This is a genomic window from Actinoallomurus liliacearum, assembly GCF_039542035.1.
Taxonomy (GTDB): domain Bacteria; phylum Actinomycetota; class Actinomycetes; order Streptosporangiales; family Streptosporangiaceae; genus Actinoallomurus; species Actinoallomurus liliacearum.
Map to the genome: position 1 here is coordinate 13,653 of NZ_BAABHJ010000022.1, position 20,121 is coordinate 33,773.

Annotated in this window: 15 protein-coding genes; 8 read left to right on the top strand and 7 right to left on the bottom strand. The window is 68.5% G+C overall.

Going from position 1 to position 20,121, the window contains the following annotated elements:
• The first annotated feature begins 215 nt into the window (after window positions 1–215).
• From ABD978_RS27450 to ABD978_RS27460, 3 genes are read left to right on the top strand one after another with little or no spacing between them, the layout of a single operon-like run.
• On the top strand, window positions 216–2,078 hold the full coding sequence (locus ABD978_RS27450; protein ID WP_345360659.1) for a glycoside hydrolase family 15 protein: 1,863 nt from the start codon (window positions 216–218) through the stop codon (window positions 2,076–2,078).
• A 6-nt stretch (window positions 2,079–2,084) separates the two neighbouring features.
• Entirely contained in the window at window positions 2,085–2,906 is an 822-nt protein-coding gene (locus ABD978_RS27455) for an MIP/aquaporin family protein (RefSeq protein WP_345360662.1), read from the top strand.
• On the top strand, window positions 2,903–4,018 hold the full coding sequence (locus ABD978_RS27460; RefSeq protein WP_345360665.1) for a glucose 1-dehydrogenase: 1,116 nt from the start codon (window positions 2,903–2,905) through the stop codon (window positions 4,016–4,018). The genes ABD978_RS27455 and ABD978_RS27460 overlap by 4 nt, the downstream gene beginning before the upstream one ends.
• Before the next feature lie 41 nt (window positions 4,019–4,059).
• Here ABD978_RS27460 and ABD978_RS27465 read toward each other — a convergent pair whose 3' ends face one another.
• The gene (locus ABD978_RS27465) at window positions 4,060–5,475 is read right to left on the bottom strand and encodes an FAD-dependent oxidoreductase (protein WP_345360668.1); all 1,416 of its coding nucleotides are present in this window, start codon (window positions 5,473–5,475) and stop codon (window positions 4,060–4,062) included.
• Between the two features lie 1,258 nt (window positions 5,476–6,733).
• On the bottom strand, window positions 6,734–8,170 hold the full coding sequence (locus ABD978_RS27470; protein ID WP_345360671.1) for a hypothetical protein: 1,437 nt from the start codon (window positions 8,168–8,170) through the stop codon (window positions 6,734–6,736).
• 8 nt (window positions 8,171–8,178) lie between these two features.
• Here ABD978_RS27470 and ABD978_RS27475 point away from each other — a divergent pair, with 8 nt between their 5' ends.
• Together ABD978_RS27475 and ABD978_RS27480 are read left to right on the top strand one after the other, a co-directional pair.
• Window positions 8,179–8,388 (top strand): hypothetical protein, encoded by a 210-nt coding sequence (locus ABD978_RS27475; protein WP_345360674.1) that lies wholly within the window; start codon window positions 8,179–8,181, stop codon window positions 8,386–8,388.
• A 206-nt stretch (window positions 8,389–8,594) separates the two neighbouring features.
• Entirely contained in the window at window positions 8,595–8,843 is a 249-nt protein-coding gene (locus ABD978_RS27480; RefSeq protein ID WP_345360677.1) for a hypothetical protein, read from the top strand.
• A gap of 160 nt (window positions 8,844–9,003) precedes the next feature.
• On the opposite strand, the gene ABD978_RS27485 is transcribed toward ABD978_RS27480, so the two are convergent.
• Window positions 9,004–9,525 (bottom strand): phosphate-starvation-inducible PsiE family protein, encoded by a 522-nt coding sequence (locus ABD978_RS27485; protein ID WP_345360680.1) that lies wholly within the window; start codon window positions 9,523–9,525, stop codon window positions 9,004–9,006.
• Between the two features lie 127 nt (window positions 9,526–9,652).
• Here ABD978_RS27485 and ABD978_RS44000 point away from each other — a divergent pair, with 127 nt between their 5' ends.
• The 3 genes from ABD978_RS44000 to ABD978_RS27495 all read left to right on the top strand — a co-directional run bounded on the left by ABD978_RS44000 (window position 9,653) and on the right by ABD978_RS27495 (window position 10,651).
• Window positions 9,653–10,012, top strand: a complete 360-nt coding sequence (locus ABD978_RS44000; protein WP_425550772.1) for a DUF72 domain-containing protein — start codon at window positions 9,653–9,655, stop codon at window positions 10,010–10,012.
• Window positions 10,013–10,091: 79 nt separating this feature from the next.
• A complete protein-coding gene (locus tag ABD978_RS27490; protein ID WP_345360683.1) occupies window positions 10,092–10,379 on the top strand; it encodes a transposase in 288 nt (95 codons plus the stop codon).
• Window positions 10,376–10,651: a hypothetical protein gene (locus ABD978_RS27495; protein ID WP_345360686.1), complete on the top strand. Its 276-nt coding sequence runs from the start codon at window positions 10,376–10,378 to the stop codon at window positions 10,649–10,651. The genes ABD978_RS27490 and ABD978_RS27495 overlap by 4 nt, the downstream gene beginning before the upstream one ends.
• 114 nt (window positions 10,652–10,765) lie before the next feature.
• Here ABD978_RS27495 and ABD978_RS27500 read toward each other — a convergent pair whose 3' ends face one another.
• The 4 genes from ABD978_RS27500 to ABD978_RS27515 all read right to left on the bottom strand — a co-directional run bounded on the left by ABD978_RS27500 (window position 10,766) and on the right by ABD978_RS27515 (window position 19,500).
• Window positions 10,766–10,936, bottom strand: a complete 171-nt coding sequence (locus tag ABD978_RS27500; RefSeq protein ID WP_345361007.1) for a hypothetical protein — start codon at window positions 10,934–10,936, stop codon at window positions 10,766–10,768.
• 213 nt (window positions 10,937–11,149) lie between these two features.
• The gene (locus ABD978_RS44005) at window positions 11,150–11,569 is read right to left on the bottom strand and encodes a reverse transcriptase N-terminal domain-containing protein (protein ID WP_425550770.1); all 420 of its coding nucleotides are present in this window, start codon (window positions 11,567–11,569) and stop codon (window positions 11,150–11,152) included.
• A 1,251-nt stretch (window positions 11,570–12,820) separates the two neighbouring features.
• Entirely contained in the window at window positions 12,821–16,267 is a 3,447-nt protein-coding gene (locus ABD978_RS27510; protein ID WP_345360988.1) for an NEW3 domain-containing protein, read from the bottom strand.
• 143 nt (window positions 16,268–16,410) lie between these two features.
• Complete coding sequence (locus ABD978_RS27515; protein ID WP_345360689.1) at window positions 16,411–19,500, bottom strand: MGH1-like glycoside hydrolase domain-containing protein; 3,090 nt, start codon at window positions 19,498–19,500, stop codon at window positions 16,411–16,413.
• Window positions 19,501–20,121 lie beyond the last annotated feature (621 nt).

Here is a 20,121-nt window from a genome sequence, read left to right on the forward strand (position 1 = left end):
TTCCGGGAGGATCTGCCGCTGGATCCAGATGGGCGGCTCCGTCGCGTCGGGAAGGTGGCGACGCCAGACGGCGGAGACGTAGGTCTCCGCACTGCTTGTCAGAGGCGGGCCTCAATTGAGGCGGCGCCCGGCCACCGGAGGGATTCTGGACCCGACTTTGCCAAGTCGTTCCGCAAAAGGGGTGACGTTGGTCGCTCCGGCAGTACTGCATTGATATGAGGTACTTGCGTGTGGGAGCTGCCGTGAGCGCTACGCCGATCGCCGATTACGCCTTGGTCTCCGATCGCCACTCTGCGGCATTGATCAGCCGCGATGGCTCGGTCGACTGGCTGTGCTTCCCTCGGTTCGACAGCCCGTCCGTCTTCGGCCGCCTCCTGGACGACGGGGCCGGCCACTGGTCGATTCACCCGTCCGTCCCCTACCGGGTCTCCCGGCGATACGTGGCGCGGACGATGGTGCTGGAGACGACCTTCCGGACCGAGACGGGGGTCGCCGTGCTCACCGACGCCCTCCTGGTCGGTCCGGACAACGGAGGTCACCGGCTCGGCGTCGGCGTCCCCCGGGTACTGGCACGCCGGCTCGCCGGCATCGAGGGACAGGTGCCCGTGGAGATCGAGTACCGCCCGCGGCCGGAGTATGGGCTGATCTTCCCGATCCTGACGGCCGCGGACGGCGGTGTGACCTCGCGGGGTGGCGCCGAATGGCTGGTGCTGACCACGCCGGTCCCGATGGATGTCAGTGACTCCGCCGGCCGGGGCACCGGCACCGTACGCGCGGGCGAGACGCTGCATTTCGGACTGCACCGCTCGACGCTCGAGGAGACCCCGGCGCGGGTCTGGCCCCAGGGTGAGCTGTCCTCCCGCCTGGACGCGACGATCGCCGCCTGGCGGTCGTGGTCCGCGCTGCACCAGGCGTACGAGGGGCCCTGGCGCGAACTGGTGCACGGCAGCGGACGGGTGCTGCAGGCGCTGTCCTTCCAGCCGAGCGGCGCGATCGTGGCGGCCGCGACCACCTCGCTGCCCGAAGGCGTCGGGGGCGAGCGGAACTGGGACTACCGCTACGCGTGGGTCAGGGACGCGTCCCTGACCATGGCCGCCCTGTGGGTCGCCGCCTGTCCCGATGAGGCGAACGACTTCTTCGCCTTCCTCACCACGGCCGCCCCCTCGCTGAGCAAGGACCGCGTCCTGCAGATCATGTTCGGGGTCGGCGGCGAGCACGACCTCAGCGAACGCACCATGCCGCACCTGCACGGCTGGCGTGACAGCCGCCCGGTCCGCGTGGGCAACGGCGCATGGAAGCAGCGGCAGATCGACGTGTACGGCGAACTGCTCGACGCGGCCCACCTTCTCGCCGACCAGATCGGCGACGTCGACGAAGACATCCGGTGCTTCCTGGTCGCCTGCGCCGACATCGCCGCCGAACGCTGGACCGAGAAGGACCAGGGCATCTGGGAGGTACGCGGCGAACCGCGGCACTTCCTGTACTCGAAGGTCATGTGCTGGGCGGCGCTGGACCGTGCCATCGGCCTGGCGGAGTGGCTGCGCGCCGAGGACCACGTCGAGTTCTGGAAACGGACCCGGGAGGAGATCCGGACGACCGTGCTGTCAGAGGGCTGGAACGAGCGCGCCGGGGCGTTCACCCAGTACTTCGGGTCGCAGGACCTGGACGCCTCCGCCCTGATGATGGCGATGGTCGGGTTCCTGCCCGCCGACGACCCGCGCATGCTGGCCACCATCGAGGCCATCGAACAACGGCTCACCGACGACGCCGGCCTGGTGTACCGCTACCGCGCGCAGGCCGGCGTCGACGGTCTCGCCGGCGAGGAGGGCACGTTCCTGCTGTGCACCTTCTGGCTCGCCCAGGTGCTCGCCCTGGCCGGCCGGGCCGAACGCGCCCGTACGGTCTTCGAACGCGCCGCCGCCTACGTCAACGACCTGGGGCTGCTTGCCGAGGAGGTCGATCCGTCCAGCGGCGAGTTGCTCGGGAACTTCCCCCAGGCGTTCAGCCACATCGGGCTGGTCAACGCCGCCTGGGCCATCGCCCAGTCCGAACGACGTGAAGCCGGCCGAATCGAGTGAGGTGACATGGCCGGATGGCGAGAGATCACCGCCGAGTTCGCCGGCATGGCGATCCTGCTGGCGCTGGTCATCAGCGTGGCCGTCGCGGGGTTCGCGACCGGCTCGCCCGTCGTCACGGCCGTTCCCAGCCACGACCTGCGGCGGATGCTGACGGGGATCCTGACCGCGGGTGCCGCCACGCTCATCGTCTACTCACCGTTCGGCCGGACCAGCGGCGGCCACATCAACCCGGCCGTCACGCTGGCCTTCTTCCTGCTCGGCAAGCTCACCGCGCGCTCGGCCACCGCGTACGCCGGCGCACAGTTCGCCGGAGCGGTCACCGGCGCGCTGCTGGCCCTGTTCGTCTGGGGCCGCTACGCCGCCGACGTCCGTCTCGGGGCCACCGTCCCGGCGATGGGGGGTCCGGCGGCGTCCCTGGGCGTGGAGACCGTCATGACCTTTCTGCTGGTCACGCTGATCCTGAATTTCGTCGACCGGCCGCGCCTCATGCCCTTCACCCCGGCGGCGGCCGGTCTTCTGACGGCGGTGCTGATCTTCACCGAGGCGCCGGTGTCCGGGACCAGCCTCAACCCGGCCCGTAGCTTCGGGCCCGCACTCGTCGGCGTGCTCTGGACCGGACTGTGGGTCTATCTGACCGGGCCGCCGCTCGGCGCCCTCGCCGCGGCACTGCTGTACCGGCGGTATCGCGGCACCGTGGCCTGCGGCAAGCTCATCCACGACAGCGCGTACGCGTGCCGGTTCCTCGATTGCCGCTACTCGCCGCCCGCGATGCGCATCCACGCGCGGCCGTTCCGTCATGAACCATTCGCGACAAGGGGGCGATCATGAAAGCAGTCGCCGTATACCCCGGAAAGGCCCACACCGCCCATCTGGCCGAGGTGCCGAAGCCCAAGGTGACGGATGTGCCCGGTGGCAGGGGCGTCCTCGTACGGATGCTGCGCCTGGGCCTGGACGGCACGGACAAGGAGATCAACGCCGGCGAGTACGGCGCCGCGCCCGCCGGCCAGGACATCCTCATCACCGGACACGAGAGCCTCGGCGTCGTCGAGGAGGTCGGGCCGGCCGTGACCGAGGTCGAGCCCGGCGACTACGTCGTCGCCCGGGTCCGCCGGGCCGGAGAGAGCCTGTACGACCTCATCGACACGCCCGACATGACGACCGACGACGCCTACTACGAGCACGGCATCAGCCGCGTCCATGGCTTCCTGACCGAGTACTACGTCGAAGAGCCCCGCTACCTCATCCACGTCCCCGAACGACTCCACGACGTCGCCGTGTTGCTGGAACCGACGAGCGTGGCCGAGAAGGGCATCATGGAGGCCTACGACATCCAACGCCGACTCAAGGTCTGGCGACCGCGCCGCGCGGCCGTCCTCGGCGCGGGCACCATCGGGCTTCTCGCCACCATGATCCTGCGCAACCGCGGCCTGGAGGTCACCACCTTCGGGCTCGATGAGCCGCCGTACCTCAATTCCGACCTGGTCGGCGCCATCGGCGCGACCTACCTCAGCACCAGGCGGATCTCGCTGCGGCAGGCGGCCGCCGAAGGCGGCGGCTACGACCTGGTGTTCGAGGCGACCGGATACTCCCCGATCGTCTTCGACGCCATGTGCAGCCTGCTCGCCCGTAACGGCGTGCTGATCCTGTCCAGCGTCACCGGCGGTATGCGGCGCACCGAGGTCCCCTCCGACGCGATCAACCTGGACTTCGTCCTCGGCAACAAGGTCATGTTCGGCACCGTCAACGCCAACCGCGAGCACTTCGAGGAGGGCGTCCGCGACCTCGCCGTCGCCGAGGCGCGGCACCCCGGCTGGCTGTCGCGTCTCCTCACCCACCCGATCCCGGGCCTGGAGCACTACGACGACGCCCTCACCGCCCTCGGCGAACCCGGGGCCATCAAGGTGTACGTGGAGATCGCCGAACCCGCGACCGGCTGCTGACCGTCGCCGTACCGGAGTCGCGGACGGTGCGGGGCGGACGGCTACCCTTGCCCGGCTTCGGGCTCGTCGGTTCGCACGATCGTGGCGAGCACGTCGTTGAAGGCCTCGGTCGAGGTCGGGTGGTTGTACACCGCGTCGCGGAGTTCGGCAGCCTTGACGCCGTGCCGCATGGCGAGCGCGACGGTGTTGATGACCTCCTGGGCGTCGACGCTCAGGATGGCGGCGCCGAGGATCTCGTCGGTGTCGGCGTCGATCACGAACTTCATGACTCCGCGCGTGTCCTCGACGATGTACGCGCGGGGCATCGCCACGATCTCGGCGACCGGCTGGCCGGCGATCTTCACCCGGTGACCGGCGGCACGGGCCTCCTTCTCGGTGATTCCGACGGTGGCCAGCGGCGGCGTGATGAACACGGTATGGGGGATGGCGACGCGATCCGCCGTCGTCCGCGTGCCCTCGCCGATGAGCTGATCGAGGACGATGCGGCTGTCGTCGAGAGAGATGTAGGTGAACTGTGGTCCGCCGTTGACGTCGCCGAGTGCGTAGATGTGCCGCCGGCTCGTACGCAGGTGTTCGTCGACCTCCACCGCTCCGTTTTCGGAGGTGCGCACCCCGGCGGCGTCGAGGCCGAGGTCCCGGGTCGCCGGCGCGCGACCGGCGGCGGCGAGGATGGCGTCGGCTTCGACGCTGTGCTGCCGGCCGTCCTTCTCGAAGACGACGGTGGCGCCGGTGTCACCGTCGCGGACCTGCGTGACGTGCGCGCCCGCGATGATGTCGGTGCCCTCGTCGGCGAGGATGCTCTGGGCGACGGCGGCGACGTCATCGTCCAAGTGGCCCAGGATCTTCGGCGCGGCTTCGAAGACGGTGACCTGCGAGCCGAACTGCCGGTAGATCGAGGCGAACTCCAAGCCGAGGTATCCGCCGCCGATGATCGCGAGCCGCTGCGGCAGGACGGTCGTCTGGATCAGATCGGCGCTGGTGACGGTGTACTGGCTCTCTCGCAACCCGGGGATGCCCGGGATGACCGGCTCCGAGCCGGTGTTGAGGAGGATCGTCTCGGCGGTGATCGTGAGGCGGCCGTCGCCCGTATCGACGCCCACGGTGTGCGGATCGATGAAGGCGGCCTTACCGGTGATGACCGTGACAGTGTCCATACCGTTCAAGCCCTCGTAGTTGGCGCCGCGGAAGAGCTTCGTGAGTGCCTGGACCTGCCCGATGGACCGCTCGTACCACTCCTGCGGTGAGTCCTCCGGCCGGCGTTTGCGGGAATGGTGGACCAGGGCCTTGGTCGGCACACAACCCACGTTGGGGCAGGTGCCGCCGTACATCCGGTCCGACCGCTCGACGAGCAGGACGCGCTTGCCGAGACTCCCCATCTTCGCGGCGACCGTCTTGCCGCCCTTGCCGAAGCCGATGACGAGGAGATCGGCATGAAGGTTGTCGTTCGTGGTGGCCATGTTCACTCCGGTTGCGCGATGGGCGAGCACCCCGAGCGCACGAGGACGGAGTCGATCCCCCGAGACACAACGGCGTGCTGGACCGCCTTGTGCAGTCCCCTGTCCGAGTAGTACCCCGCCACGTATCAGCTGCTCGGGCCGGTAACTGCGGAGACTCATGGGCCGTTCCGCACCGGACGAAGTGCTGCACTCCAGCCCCAGTAGATGGTTACCCTTCGACACCGTAGGCGACGACGCACTCGCCTATCTCCTCGTACGCCCGACCGGTGACGGTGACGCTCCCGGCTCGGAGTTCTGAGCACGTGCCTATGGCCTGCCAGCCGGCCAGCTGCCTATCTACGTCGCGTCGCGACGATCCGGCACCGCCGAGTTGCATAGTCATGCAGCAGGGAGCACACCCGCGGTGGCACCGCCGCACAAGATCGCGACAAAAGAGCACCCAGGGAGCACCCACGTCCCCGAAACGATCACTGCAAGGTCCGCCGGACCGAAGAAACCGCAGGTCAGCGGCCAGATAAGTGGTAGGGCGCCTGGGACTCGAACCCAGAACCTATGGATTAAAAGTCCACAGCCCCGCGAATATGGCGATGCCGCAACGTGTTCCGCACTGCCGGTACGTGCCGTTTGGTCCGCGTTCGCGGTCCCAGCCTGGGCGGATCGGCCCGATGCCGTACCGGGTGCTGTCGGACCGTTCCGCGACATACGAGCAAACGACGAGCGAACAGCGTCGCCACCAGACCTCGCGACCGCTGGCTCGTTTGCCTCGGCAGGCCAGCACTCAGCCCGGCTCGATTTCGAATGGAGTTGGGGGCGTCCAACCGCCAGCACGATTCCGTCTGATCGCCGCCGACGGCCAGGACGACCGAATCATCGGAGCACCTCCGGTAGGACCGGCGTCACGACCGTACAGTGAGTTCAGCGAGCATTTCGCGGGCAGTCTTGGCCGGGTTGGGCGGGGCGATGTGGCACTCTGCGCAGTGGTCGGCTGTCCCCGGGTTCGGGGATCCGCAATGCAGGCAGGTCCACTCTTCACGGCGCGCTGCGGCGACGCTCCTGAGTTGTTCGACGGCTGCCGGAGTGCGTGCATCGGCGACGCTGCGCACTGCGGCGATGGCGACGTAAGAGTCGGTGTCGCGTGTGAGCTGACACAGGAGCGGATTGAGCTTTCCGCCGACTGTGTCTGGCAGTCGCTCAGCGGCGACAAGTCGCAGCGTGGGGTTGTCCGAGATGGCCCACTCCGTCAGCGGCTCATCGTCTTTCAGTCGGGCAATGGCGTGCGCTGCGACGCGCTGGTGGTCACGGCTGGATTCAAGGCGCGGCAGTGCGTCCTCAAGCAGCGGGATCGCGATGTCTGGAGGGGCGACCGAGAGGGCAGCGGCGGCGATAGCTGCTGTCCTCTTGCCCATGAACAATGCCTCGACGAGGGTCCGCCCGGCGGCCTCAGGGCTGTCGATGTTCTGCCACAGGTTGAGGCGGCGGCGCTCGGAAGCGATGTCCAGCGCGCTGTATGCCTCGCTGTCGAATTGTGCGACGCGCCGCCGCGCGATGTCGGCTTCGGCGGCGACGCGCGCCGGGTCGAATCGCCGAGTATGCGCACGACGTCGACGAACTCCAACCAGGAGGCGTACTGCTGCCGTCGGGGCAAACCGCCGAGCACGTGCAGGCTCAACGTTTTGTACAGGCCGGCGAGTTCGTCAAGCCGCGCAGCCTGGGCGGCTGTCAGCTCGGCACGGGGGTGCTGTGCGAGGTGGTCGAGGACGCGTACCTCACCGTTGGCGTCATATTCTCTTAGCCAGGCGGTGGTGTCGGCGAACGCGCGTGACTGCTGCGCAAGGACGTCGCTGGCGGCGTCGATCTGGCCGGCATCACGTAGCGCCGCGAGCAGCCGCCTATGCAGTCCAATGCTGACCTCCTGCAGCATCCCGACGACGAGCCTTGTGGCCTCCTCATTGCGACCCAGCAGCCTGCGCGCTGCCGCCTCAACCACCTCGTCATGCAGAGCGTCGGCATGAGCCATTGTGTTCGCAGGGCCGGCGGCGGGCTGCCGGTTCGGCAGATGCGGGAGCCGGGAGACGCGTAGCGCGTCTAGCAGGACTCGCTCGTCCACAGCCTCGGGCGAGCAGCGCAGCACCGCCGCCGCCTTTCCGATGATTCGGTGGTCGGGCGGGTAGTGGATCAGTACTTCGCTTGGGTCCTGCATAGCGCTACGGTCGCCCGCCAAGTCCAGCATCGTTACATACGACGTCCACCCCTGGGCGTCGGGGTTTGCAGCGTCGATCGCGAGCATGGCGACGAGCCGTTCCCGGTGTTCGTCGGACACGCGCGCATGCTGGTGCACGGCAGCGCCGGCCGCGATCAGCAGCTCGTGCTCACCGCTGTCACAGGCCGCGGTCAACAATCGATCACCCGCGGCCTCGCTTAGAGCAGCGGCGAGGATCAGAGGCTCGTGTCGCCGGTCGCGGATACGGGCGTCCACCCATGCGGCCACGGCGTCCGGTGACTGCCTGCTGGCTTGGACGGCGTCGCCGATGTCGAGGAAGACCTCCATTCGTGGGGCGACTGTCTCGTCCGCACCGTGGATGACGAAGATCCCAATCTCGTCCCAGAAGTGCACAATCGCGCTCGCGGCGGACGCGGCGGCGCCTGTGGGCAGTCCCCAATCTCGGATTAGGAACAAGGCGACCGCCTCCCGCACAGTGCCCAATGGCCGGCAGGGCCGCCCGGGGCGTACGGGACCGCCTGCACGCCCTTGCCGTACTCCCCGCCGCAGATCCGTTCACCGCGATCATGCGGCAGGTCGCCGGCTACCTCGATCAGGGGGCCGATGCGGTCCTGGCACGCCGCGGCCCAGACTCCGAACGCACGCCATGGGCGACGATGAACGACCGCGGCCGGTACCTGCCGCCGCCCTGATCGGCCGTACGGCGAAATCCCCTGGCGATACTGGCGCGGCAGGCGCCCGGAACGCCGTCCGAGCGCTGGTCGCCGGCGCCGAACGGCTCCCGAACCTGGGCGTCGGGTCCTGAGGGCCGCACGCGTGCCGACCACGGCGTGTATGTACCCCGCGCAACCGGTGGCAGGTGGGAACGACTAGGAGGGAGCAGACCCGGGGGGACGCGATGACGATGCTGATCGAGACCGCGGTGGAAGGCTACAGGTTCGTCTGCGGAAGCTGCGGCCACACATGGATGGCCGACTATGACATCCAGTACGTGAGCGACGACGTCGGCGCGACCTTTGGGTTCTACCGGCTCGACGGCGTTCCCGTTCCCGCGCCGACCGCTGGAGACATCCCCTGCACGAACTGCGGCGCCGTGGGCGTCGCCATGATCCCCGAAGGACGCTGCGAAGCTCCCCCGCGCGGTTGAACAGCGATGAGCCCCGTCAGCGCGTCACGACCACCTCGGACGAGCGCAGTGCTTCCGTTCCGCACCTACCGGCCGTCAGTACGCGAGCCGCACCGGACCGATGACCAACGGCCTGACGTGGTGCAGGTAATCGGGGGATCGCCGCTGCCGCATGTGACGGTCACGCGGCATCCGTCCTCCGCGCGGACCAGCGCGCGATCGCGAGGGCCACGACCAGCACGAAGGCGGCTCCAGCGTCGACCGCCAGGTCCCAGAGCTGCTGCCGGCTCGCCGGCGGTGACGTCGGAATCGTGAGCCTGACGACGACCGACAAGATATGCCGCACGAGCGCGATGACGCCGATCACGATGAAGAACTCCAGCTGAATACGCCCGCCGCGAGCATGGGTCAGGATTGTAATGAAGATTTCCATGATGATTAGATAGAGCAGAATTCCCTCGACGCTGGTGATCAGGCGTGCCGTCCAGGACGCGTGCTGAAGGATGGCCGAGGCTGCCGAGGACGCCAGGACGGCCGCGCCCACCACCAGAAGGCCGAAGGCGACGACGTAGAGAAGAACATGTTCCAGCCCGACCAGTAGCCGGATCGCGATGGCGTCGGCTCGATCATGACCCGGCAAGGCCGCCCCGGCATCCGGGCCGTCCGACGACGGGGTGTTCGCTCTGTGCATGTCGCCTGACATGGGCACCAACCATCCGGATCCGGCCAGCTGAATCGGCACAGCACCGACCGCCCGCCCCTACGCGGACGCGCCGCTAACGCTTACCCGGGCTCCGTGCGCGCCACACCGTACGTTGGGAAAGTGGGTGATGTTCTGGTCGGTACGGCGTCATGGACCGACGAGTCGCTGCTCGAGTCGGGCTGGTACCCGCCCGACGTCCGGACGCCGGCGCAGCGGCTGCGCTACTACGCGAGCCGGGTTCCCCCTCGTCGAGGTGGGCTCGACCTACTACGCCCTGCCCACGCAGCGTACGACGCGGCTCTGGGCGCAGCGGGCGCCAGAGGGGTTCACCTTCGACGCCAAGGCGTTCTCCCTCCTCACATGTCATCCCACACGCGTGACGGCGTTTCCGAAGGACCTGCGCGGGGGCTCCCGCCCGATGCCAAGGGTCTCTACATCCATGACCCCGATACCGCGGCCGTCGAGCAGGTCTGGGAACGCTTCGTGACCGCGCGCGTTGAGGTGCCTCGGATCTTCCGGACAGTGTCCCCAAGTAGGCTTGGGGACGTTCTGGGAGGGACAGGTCATTGGCTCGCGGTAGGACGTTCACTCAGGAGTTCAAGGACGAAGCGGTCAGCATGGTTTTGGATGGGCCGCGTCCGATCACGCATGTGGCGAAAGAACTCGGGATCCATGACACCACGCTGGGGAATTGGGTGTCGGCGTATAAGCGCAGGCATGGCGGAAACGTGCCTGAGCCGGCCGGTGACAATAGTGAGCGGGAACTTCAGCTTGAGCGGGAGAACCGCAAGCTCCGCGAGGAGAACGCGTTCCTGAAAAAAGCCGCGGCCTTCTTCGCGGCCGAGAATCGGTGACGGCCGCGTACGAGTTGATCGACGCGGAGAAGGCCAACCATACGATCGTGGACATGTGCACGTGGCTGGGCGTCGGAGCGGTGCTCATGGAACAAACCGACGAATGGACCGAAGCCAGCCGCTACATGGGCCTGGAATTCCTCGCCAAAGCCCTGTGGGTGCCGATTATTACGTCCGTGCAGGTCATGCGGCATGTTGGTACTCGTGGAGGATGCCGCCGAGCCGGTCTCGTCGGAGGATGTGAAGCTGATCGAGTTGGCTTGGTTCGGTGAGCGGTTCGGGGGCTGGCCGTAGCGGTGCGCCGTTCAAGCTGCGGTGGGGCCGGTGGGTGTTGTAAAAGGATTCGAACTCCCGCAACGCGTGGAGCAGGTGGCGCTCGTTCCAGATCAAGGTGCGGTCGAGGAGTTACTGTCCCGATCCCGGATCAAGAAGCGGAAGTCGCCGGCTCGGTCGCCCAGATCGAGCATCAGGTTGCGGGCTTGCTGGGCCACCCAGCAGGACGTCGGGTTCGCCGTGACTCCCAGCACGTGGATGCGGCGCGTGGCGTGCTCCACCACGACGAAGCAGTACAGACGGGCGAGTGTGATCGTCTCCGCGCTGAAGAAGTCACAAGCCCGGACGCCTGGGCCTTGAGGAACTGAGCCCAGGTCAGGTCACTGCGCCGGGGTGCGGGATCGAGCCCGGCCTTAACCGCGTCCTGACAGCTCCGGCCAGGTCGAAACCCATACGATCTGGGTTCGAACCTGGCCTCCCACTCCGGTTCCAGCGCGCTACGGACCCGTGCCTGATGACACCGGTCCATGATCACAGGAATCCCGAGCGGTCGCTGCTTCCCATTGGGCTTTGGTATATATGTCCGTTTTGACGGGCAGAGGGTTCCAGGACTTAGCGGTTCGCGATACCTCAACCGCCAATTCCGCCCTGGCCCGGCGCGTCAACGCGACCTCTCCGTCCACCCCTGCCGTCTTCCGGCCAGCGTTGAGCTGTGTCACTTGCCGCACGCTCAGCAACGTGTTCGACCAGGACAACAGCATCATCTTCTGCAGGTTCCGAGCGTTCGCCCAGTCCTGCTCCCGCACCGCCTTGAAGATCCTCCGCCGCAGCCGCCGTACGTTTCCTTCATGAAAGCGCCAGTCGATGGCCTCCCATCTCGGGGTCTCGTCCTCTGGTCCGTTCGCCTGTGAGGGCACCTAACTTGTCCTTCGGTTCCAGCTTCCCGGCAGTTCGTCTTCAAAGGCTCACCTGCCACACGTCAGCGCACTTTCGTGCCCGGGCACGCGGCCCGGTATCCAGCCAGTTATACGAGTCCGACCGGCGGAGGACCGGCCTTTACGGCCAGATTGGGTGTCCTCTATACCCTGAGGCCGACGGTGCTCCCACGGTCAGCGACAAATCTCTGACCGCCGTCTGCTGCTCTTCCACAGGACAGGCGCTAAACCTTGGTCACCCTTCCATCTCCCGAGGCTCCGATTCACGAGGCATCACCGAGGATTCCTCTCGTCACCCGCCTGGCCATTCCCCTCGCCCGCGTCCACCGGATGGAACGATGAACGCTTAGGCTTCTGCCTCTGGGCTTCGCACCCCGCCGTTACCAGCGACGCACGCCAGAGTGGGGACAGGCATCGAGCACTTGCCCGGAACTACGCATCCGGCATAAGCCGAACCTCCTATCTGCGAGTTCACTCGCCGCATGCGACTTCGTGTCGCACCTTGTCATAGCGGGTGGCGATGGCGCGGGAGCTGTAGCCCTTTGCAGCCGACCCACCCGAGCCTGCTCGACGACCTGGCGGCCGGGAACTACCCGGAGTGAGACACGGCCCGGTGCTCATTCGGGTTGGTCGGACAGCTCCGCCGGAGCCTGCCGGGCCGTCTCCAACTCGGCCTGCGACCGGGCCACCGGGCGCGTAAGACGGCCTCAGCCACCTCGCCGCCGAGCGTCGGCGCGGGCGTGCGCCATGGCCGAGACGGCGATGGGCCGGGGCGGGACTGTCCTGGTGCCTGATCGTCAATACCGTGGCAGGGGCTGGGGTGCGGTAACCGGGTGCGCAAGGTTGATGCGTCAGCGTGTCGGAGTCGACGGGTCGTTGGGCTGCTTCTCGCGGGGAACCGCCGCGCCGGGCCCGAGAGCCAGGTCGCTCCGTGCGTGGTGGTGTTGGACTCGACGCAGGTCCGTGATCGTCAATGGGGTCGGGAGTCACCTCTGCCGGGTGACGTCGCCTTTGCTGCTGTGGGTGTCCGTGGGGATTCCGCGATGGAGGCCACCAGGGCGATCTTCGCTGCAGGCGCCGTGGTCTGCGGCCTGACCTTGCGATTCCGGCGAACCCGACTCCAGCGGGTAGTCCGTCTCCGGGGTCGATGGAGCCGCCGGCGGCCCCGGAGCGCTTCAACGGGAGACCTGCTGTTCCCGGCTCCCGCGGTATTGCCGCGGGAGCCGGGAGACCTCAGTTGATCGTGAGGCTGTCCGCGTTGACGCTGCCCGAGTCATTCGGCCCGACGTACAAGGTGACGGGATCATCGCCGGCCGGCAGATCCACCTGCACGGACACCGCCGCCCAAGTGTCCCAGCTCCCGGTGACCGGCAGCGACACCTGGTGGTTCACGCCGCCCGCCACGAGACTGATCGTGCGGGTGACGTTCTCCAGCGGTGGCCGCCGGCCGCCCAGCGAGTTGGCATACCGGAGGGTGACGGAGTGGCTGCCGCCGGTCGGTACGTGGACGAGGACGGTGTCGGCGGCCCCGGGGTAGAGCCCGGCGACGAATCCCCGGCCGGTGTAACCGCCGTGGTCGGCGGCGAGTTGAGCGCCGCCGCTCAGGGCGCCGTCTTCGGCCTCCACCGTGCCCAGGCCGACCGGCTTCATCACCGGCAGCAGGGTGGCAGCGGTACTGGAGTCCCGCGCCGCGACGCCGTCCCAGCTGGTGGTGGCGGTGAGTGCGCCTGCCGTGGTGGCTTGGTCCGCGGGCGGGGTCACCGTCCACTGCACCACGGTCTGGCCGCCCTTCGGGATGGAGACGGCCTTTGGATCGGGCGTGGCCTGCCAGCCCGCCGGCACCTGGAGGTGACTCGTCACGTTGCGGGCGTCACTGCCGCCGTCCGAGGTCAGGGCGAGCCGCACCGTGCTCGCTGTGCCAGGGGCGACGGCCGGGTGGGCGGTGAGCACACCGGTGATGTCTGCGGCCTCGGCGCGGGGCACGTTCAGTGACGCGATCGCCGCCGGGTCTCCGCCGCTGAACCCAAGGCGCAGGCCGGTGGTCTCGGCGGTGTCCCAGTGGACGTTGAGGTCGCCCTGCGGTGGGACTGCGCCCTGGGCGACCTGCCGCCAGCCGCCGGAGCCGTCCTGGATCGCGACGGTGTAGTCGGCCGGGCGCGTGGTGCCCCACCGTACGTGGGCGCGGCTCGTCTGGCTGCGGCCGGCCAGAGCGAGGTCGAAGGTGGAGGTAGTGCCCGTGGCGGTCCAGGTGGTGGTGTCGTTGCCGTCCACGGCTCCGGCGGGGAGCATCGCGGGCTGGGCGGAGTCGGCCGAGGCGGACTGGCAGCGGGCTAGATCATCGGTCGGGTCCTGGTCGGGGCGTGCGGTCTTCAAGGTCAGGGATCGGCCTCGGGTGAGAGAGTGCTTGCCGTCGGGCGTGCTGATCGACACCTGGGGCCCGGAGTCGAGTGTCACCGTGGTGCGCTGCGCCCCGATCGCGACAGTGAGCGTACTGGCCCGGTACCGGATGCCGTCGAGCGTGATGCCCTTCGCGAGCTGCGGGGGCAGGGTGGGAGCGAGTGCCAGAGCGTCAGGGGCCAACCGTAGACCGCCGAAGCCGTGGAAGAAGATCTGCAGGAACCCGCCCGCGCCGGTCGCGAAGGTGAAGGCCGGGCCTCCGCCGCCGCCCTGGAGTGGCATCTGTCCCTGAGTCTCTGCGAACTGGTGGTAGGGGCCCTGCAGATAGGGCTGGTAGGCGTCCTGGAAGAGGGTGTAGTCGAGGCAGCCGGGCTGCCGGACCTGAGCGGCGACGATGGATTCGACGGAGTTGGTCATCGCCGGGCCGTTCACATCCGTGACGGGCATGTAGCGGTCGAGGTCGGCGGCGGCCGATGCGGAGTCGGTGACGTAGCCGAGCGGGTAGGTGAGCATCACCGTGTCGGCCTGTTTCGTGGTCTGGTCCGTGTAGCCGGCGTACTCCGGGTGGCTGCCGTCGGGGTCGGTCGGCACGTAGATCCGATCCGCAATGTCGGCCCAGGTCTTGCCGGGTGTCGCGCCGACAAGCCGCGCGGCCGCGATGGCGTTCTTGAGCGAGACGATCGCCCCCGCGTTGGTGGTGGCGTTGTCGTTGACGTGTTCGTGGTACTCGTCGGGGCCGGTGACGCCGTTGATGTGGTACTCGCCGTCGGCGCCCTTCTTGGCGCGGGAGGCCCAGAACTCGGCCACGTCCTTCAGGACCGGGTAGCCGTACTTCTTCAGCCAGGCCTTGTCGCCGGTGGCCTCGTAGTACTGCCACTGCGCGAGCGCGAGGTCGCTTTCCAGATGGTCCTCGAAGCCCACGCACATCGGATGGCCGAGGTCGCCGCAGTCGCCGCCTGGGCCGTTGTCCCACGCCCAGATGCCGCCGTCGTAGCCGTTGGCTGCGGCGTTCTTCTCGGCCTGGGCGCGGGTCCGGGAGCGGAACATGACGATGGACTTGGCCAGTTCCGGGTGGAGGGCGAGCAGCGAGGGGAACATCCAGGTGTCGGCGTCCCAGAAGATGTCACCGTTGTAGTCCTGGCTGGTCAGTCCGGACGGTGGGATGCTCCACGAGGAGCCGGCGCGGACGCTGGAGTACAGCGTGTAGTACGACATGTTGATGTCGGCCTGCAGATCGGTGTCACCGGCCGCCCGGATGTTGGGCTTCCAGAGCTTCGCCCAGGCGGCATCGTGCCGGGCGGTCAGCCGCGCCCAGCCCTGGCCGGCCGCGTCGGCCACCGTGTTCGCCGCGACGGTCGCCGGATCGCCAGAGTCGCCCGAGGTGGCGATACCGACGTACTTCGTGACGGTGTAGGTGTTACCCGCTTTGACGGGGATGGTCCAGCTCTCGCCGGCGGTCGCGGTGTTGTCGGCCGGCTCGGCGGCCTGCCGGGCGGCGATGGGGGTTCCCGACCCGGCGATCAGACGCTGGGTCTCCACTACGCGGGTGTCGTGACCGGGGGTGCTGAGCTGGACGGTCGCGATGTCACCGCGGGTATCCACGGCACGCGAGAGGGCGTTGATGCCCTGGGCGCTTCCGCCATCCAGCAACGCGTTGAGTGAGAGGTCCCCGCTCCACTGCGGGGTGACGGTGAGTCGGACCTGCCCCAGGTGCTCCAGGGAGCGGTTGGCGAGCACATCCACCCGAACGTCGGTGACCTTCCCGTCTCCGGGCGTCCAGCGCATCGAGGTGGTGACGGTGGCGTGTGCGAGGTCCAGGTGCTGTTGGTAGCCACTGATCGTGTTCGAGGCGGCGCCGGCGTTCAGGTGCTGGTCGCCCACGCCGAGTTCCATGGTCGTCCAGGTGGGCAGCGAGGCCATGTACTCGACGCCGGGAACGGAGGGCGATAGACCCCTGTTGTAGAGGCCGGCCACCATCGAGGTCGTCAGGCGCTGCTTGGGCCGCTGGTCCAGCTGGTAGCCGGCAGGCCCGAGGTCGCCCTGGTAGCCCTGGCCGATGGCGGGCAGCCGCTGGCCGAGGTATCCATTGCCGACAAAAGGGGTTTTGGTGATGTCCTGAGCGCCGTGGTCGGTGTTGGTCAGTATCCATGGGTCGGAGGCGGCGGAGGCACGGGAGGTGCGAGCCGGCGGCGTGGTCGCGCCGGCAGCGGCGGCTATGCCGGACGTACCGGCCACGGCGATCAGCGCGGTGGCGATCGCCGCCGCCCTGCTGGCTCTGTGCATGGTCACAACAGGTTCTCCAGGTGGCGGGGATTAGGGGGGTGATCTCCGCGGAGGTCCGCGGGCGCAGGGACCGGGCCGATCGAGCACCGACCGACCCGGCCCTTCCCTTCCTGGTCCGCGCGGGGGCACGGCCCGTGGTGCGGTCAGGTGAGCGGGCGGTAGTGCTTGGCGACGTCCGCGGCCGTCAGCGCCCTGTTCCAGACCTGGACCTGGTCGACGCTGCCCGGCCAGAAGTCGCTGTTGCGTCCGCCGGAGAAGGCACGGCCGATGGCCAGTGGGCCATCCCCGGCGTCGCCGGTCGGTTGGCTCCACACCGTCGACTGCGCCACGCCGTCGACGTAGAGGGTGTAGGTGCCTGCGTCCGCGTCGTGCACGCCCACCACCTGGCACCAGCGACCGGTGACCGGCGGCTGGTCGGATAGCGCGCGGCCTTCGCTGGTAGAGAAGGCGAGGCGGTTGTCGGCGGCGGAGTACTGCAGGTAGAAGCCGCTGCTGACGGCGCCGTCCTGGCTGACGGCGGTGGCGAAGGAGCCGGTGCGGTCCAGCCGCACCCACGCGCTGACGGAGAAGCTACCGGTGGTGTCCAGTACCGGCCCGCTGGTCTGTGCGTACTGACCGGAGCCGTCGAATTGCAGAGCGGTGCCGGAGATGCCGGGCACCCAGGCGGGCGAGCCGATCACGTTGGCGTCATGGGAGCCGGTGCTGTCGTGTGCGACACCGCCGGTCCCCTCGTCGAGGCTCCATGTGCCGACCGGGTCCTGCCGGCCGGGCGGGTAGGCGATCCGCAGGTTCTGCAGCCGGTGGGTCGACCGCGACGTGCCGCCCGCCGGGCGGTAGGAGGCGGTCGCGGTGAGGGCGGCCGCGCTGCCCGGTTCGGCTCCGGAGGGGGGGTGCACCGTGTAGGTCCACACGGCCGACCTGCCAGGCGGTATCGCCGCTGAGGGGTGTTCGACCGTGTCGGCGGACCAGCCGCCGGGCAGGCCGAGGCTGACGTGAGGGACGGTGAGCGGGTGGTGGGTCGTGTTGCGCACGGTGACGCTGATCGGTGTCGCCGGTTTGACGGTGACCAGGCCGCTCGCGTTGACGGGTCCCACGGTGACGTTCGCGTCCGGGCTGGAGGGCGCCCACGCCTCGAACTCGCTCACGCCGACGAAGGCGCCGGACGGATTGGTGAACAGCAGCCGGACCTTGCTGGTGGTCAGAGCCGGGAAGGTGATGCGGTTCAAGCCGTTGCCCACCGGCCGGGCCGAGTCGCGGCTCTGGTTCGGGACGTCCTGCCAGACAGTGCCGTCCCAGTATTGAAGGCGGTAGTCGGCGGCCGGTTTGACCCCTCCACCGTCGTCGTAGCCGTACCAGCGGACGTCGCTGACGGATGTGGGAGCGCCGAAGTCGACGCCGTAGTAGTCGCTGCTGTTCGGCGAGGCGTAGTTGGTCCAGCGGGTGTTCTCGGGGACCTCGTCGTACCAGACCTTGCCATCGATCGCGTTCCAGGCGTCGTCGTACTGCCAGGTGTAGGACGCGATGGGCTTGGGGTAGCCGGTGCGCAGTGGGTTGGCGGCGTCATCGACGAGGTCGTTCGGCCGGGCGACGATCGTGCCGCCGATGTGCACGGTGGTGTTGCGCAGTGCCGCGGACTGCTGCACGAGTCGGCCGTCGAGGTAGATCCTCATCCCTGCGCCCTGCTGGTAATGGCTGCCGTCGCGGTCCCACAGCACGGTGACGTTGTGGCCGTGGTACGGCACGTTCTCCGCGGCGAAGTGATCCCAGGAGGCGGGCACGAGCGGCTGCACCTTGAGCGTGTCCTCCGACTGGGGGCGCAGGCCGATGAGTCCGGACAGCACCAGGTCGTCGAAGGCAGAGTGGTTGTAGTCCTCGCTGTGGTCGTGACCGTCGTAGATCCACGAGGCGTGGTCGGGGTCGTGCGCCTCGGCCACGTACGGCTTGCCGTTCTTCGTCTGCGTCCTGGCGTACGTGGCCAGCGCCGCCGTGTAGTCGTTCTTGGTGATCGTGGTCTGAGCCGGGTAGTCGTCCAGCAGGTTCGCCAGACCTGTCAGCGTCTGCGCGGTGGCGAAGGGCCAGCTCGGGCCATCCCAGCGGCAGCAGGAGGCCGCGTCCTTCATGAAGAATGGGCTGCGGCGCTCCGTGGTCGTCGGGCCGTAGGCGCTCGCGAAGCCCTGTGGGTCCAACAGCTGCGACCACGCGCCGCTGTCGCCGGACTGGGCGGCGCCGAACATCCAGGGAATGTAGCCGATCTCCTCACGCGAGCCGGACAGCTTGTGGTCGGGATTGGCGTCCCGCGCCATGGTGTAGTAGAAGCCACGGCTCGGATCCCACAGCCACTTCTGCATCGCCGCCTTCAGGTTCGCGGCCCGCGTGGCGTACTCCCGGGCGAGCGTGTCGTCCCCGATCAGGCGTGCGACGTGGCTGATGGCCTCGGCGTCGCCGTACTGGTACGAGTTCAGCGTCGGCCGGTAGCCCGCGCCGCCGTGGTACGGGTCACTCGACTCATACGAAGAGGCGGAGAACTCCATCGCGTCCCACACCGGCACCGACCAGTACAGGCCGAGTTCCGCGTCGAACTGCTTGTCCCAGCCCCGGTATTGGCGCACCAGCGCCGGCAGCAGGGTGCGCAGCCGGGCGAAGTCCCCGGTCACCTGGGCCTGTTGGTACGCCGCCGTGGCCAGCCACACGCTGTACTCGTGCGCCCAGTCGCCGGTGTCGGCGTTGACGTCGTCGGTGGCCGGCTTGGCACCCGCGCCGGGACCGGTGAGCCAGAACCGGACGTAGTCGTCCTCATAGCTCTGGTCGCGCACCCAGCGCCCCTCGGTGATCTGGTGGCCGGCCGCCGCATTGATCGCCTGATACGGAGCCGCGTAGCCGCAGCAGTCCAGGAACTCCGTGGAGATCCAGCCGTCCGCCGGGTCGGTGTAGCGCAGATGCTCCTTCCACACCCGCCACCGGTAGTAATAGACGCTCTGCATAGTGGCGTCCGGCAGGTCCACGAAAGGGATGTTCGCCTGGTACCAGCCCGGGTCGCTGAAGCCGGAGAGGTAGGAGGCGTCGTCCAGGAAGTGCGTCCCCGCGCCCACCGACGGGTACGCCGCACCGGCCTGTGACGCACCCGCAACCGGCTCACCGGCCGCACCCGCCAGACCGGTCCCGCCGCACAACGCGAGCAGCACGAACGCCGTGAGCGCGGCGAGGCGAGCGAGCAACCGACGGTCGACGGCCACGGCAGACCCCGATCCGTCTCTGCCCGAAGTCACCTGACGAAGCATCGCAGGAGTCCCTTCGTCGGTTCCGCGCCGTGGAGAACCAGCCAGTGCCAGGACGGCGGCATGGCGAACGTGTGATGGTGCGACATGTGGCGAACGTGCCGCTCCGCTCGAGCCGGTACGGCGAGGGCGGCGGGCAACGCCCGGGTGATGGCGATGGCGGCGGGGCCGCGTGGGCGGGCCGGCCGAGATGATCGCGGCGCGTACACGAGGGACTCCAATCTGCCCGTCCGGAGGCTCTGACGGGGAGCTCAGCATGACCAAATTTGATCGAAATTGCAATATTTCGATCGAACGAGACCGAACTAGGACCCTCTGACGTCGGACCTGCTGGACCGCTCCGTGAGTCGATGCGGTCTGGTCGACGCCGCCCGCGAGATCAGGGCCGTGTACGCCACCGAGTACGCGCGGTTCTTCACCCCGGCGTCTTCGCCGTCGCCTCCGACGGGCTGAAGCCACGGTTCGGTGCCGCCCACGCGCCCACGAACCCGTACGACGACGAGAACCTGCCCGGGCAACTCTCGGGACTGCTGGACCGCACCATCGACATCGAGTCCGTCGCGTTCCCTGCCGGCCGAC